Genomic DNA, 1,313 nt, shown 5'->3' with positions numbered 1-1,313 from the left:
GATCCGGCCGCTCATGGCGATCGGGCGGACCACGTTGATCCGGCCGCTCATGGCGATCGGGCGGACCACGTTGATCCGGCCGCTCATGGCGATCGGGCGGACCACGTTGATCCGGCCGCTCATGGCGATCGCCTCACAGAATTTGACGACCACCACCGGCACGCCCCGGCCCACCACGACCTGGTTCGAGATTCCCGTTCCAGGTGCCGGCCCCGGACTGCCACCATCCGCACACCGCGGGCCGCCACGATGTGGTTCTCCGTGAAGGCGAGGTCCAGGTGTCCGGGTGCGCGCCGGGACCGCAGACGATGGCCGGGCCACGCCGCAGGCCGGGCTTTCCTTATGAAGCAGACCCCAGGTCTGCCGACCAGGCCAGGACGCGGTCCACGTCGGAGCGGGTCCAGCCGATCGCCGAGTCGATCGACACCAGCAGGGTGGGTGCCGAGCGGTCGGCGGCCCAGCGGCGGCCGGCGTCGGTGTGGTTGTCGTCGATCCAGGCCAGGGGGCGGTCGCCCGCGACGTCCGCCACGGCCGGCACCTTGGCCTCCGGGGGGAACGGCAGCGGCGGGAACGGCACCACCGGCAGTGGTTCGATGCCCAGCGCGGGTCCGTAGAGCTTGTTCGCGTCCTCGCCCCAGGCGGACGCCCGGTACAGCTCGCCGGCCGCGGCCAGCTCGGTGATCCAGGCGGCGTGTGCGGGGCAGTAGCGCTCCCGGCCCTCGCCCGGATAGAACTCGCGCTCGAGGTAACCGTCGGGGCAGGAGGACGCGGCGAACGGGTTCAGTACCCCGTCGAGGTCCAGCAGCAGAACGGGTCGGCTCACCGTGTCATCTAAACGCGCCGGGTTGGCCGCCCGTCAACCCGGGTCCCGACCTGGTATGTCCGGAGCAGACTTCCCGGCGGCGACACCGGGCGCGGTCGGCCGGGCAGCGGACGCGGCGCGGAACACGCAAGCGCCGAGGACGCCCAGGTGCACCCCACCCGGACCGGTCGTCCGGGCGCACCCACCTCAGTCCAACCACCCGGGCGCACCCACCCCAGGCCGACTGCCAGGGCGCACCCACCCCAGACCGATCGCCAGGGCGCACCCACCCCGGGCCAACCACCCGGGCGCACCCACCCCGGGCCGACTGCCAGGGCGCACCCACCCCGAGCCGGTCGCCAGGGTGCACCCCCACTCGGGGGCCGGTCGCCCGGGCGCACCCACCCCAGGCCAACCGCCCCGGCGCACCCACCCCGGGCAGCCGGCCCGGTGCACCGCCCCGGGCCCGCAGCCGGGGGCACCCCCCCGGGCCGGGTGGTGGATGGCCCTG

The 1,313-nt window shown here is 74.6% G+C and carries 1 protein-coding gene; it reads right to left on the bottom strand.

The window, feature by feature from the left end; all coding sequences use genetic code 11:
• Positions 1 to 340 precede the first annotated feature (340 nt).
• A complete protein-coding gene (locus AB0F10_RS45215) occupies positions 341 to 823 on the bottom strand; it encodes a hypothetical protein (protein WP_360640740.1) in 483 nt (160 codons plus the stop codon).
• Positions 824 to 1,313 lie beyond the last annotated feature (490 nt).

It is taken from the genome of Actinoplanes sp. NPDC026623 (genome assembly GCF_040638275.1).
GTDB lineage: Bacteria > Actinomycetota > Actinomycetes > Mycobacteriales > Micromonosporaceae > Actinoplanes.
The sequence above is the reverse complement of the archived record's forward strand: the minus strand, read 5'-3'. Positions and strand labels throughout refer to the sequence as shown.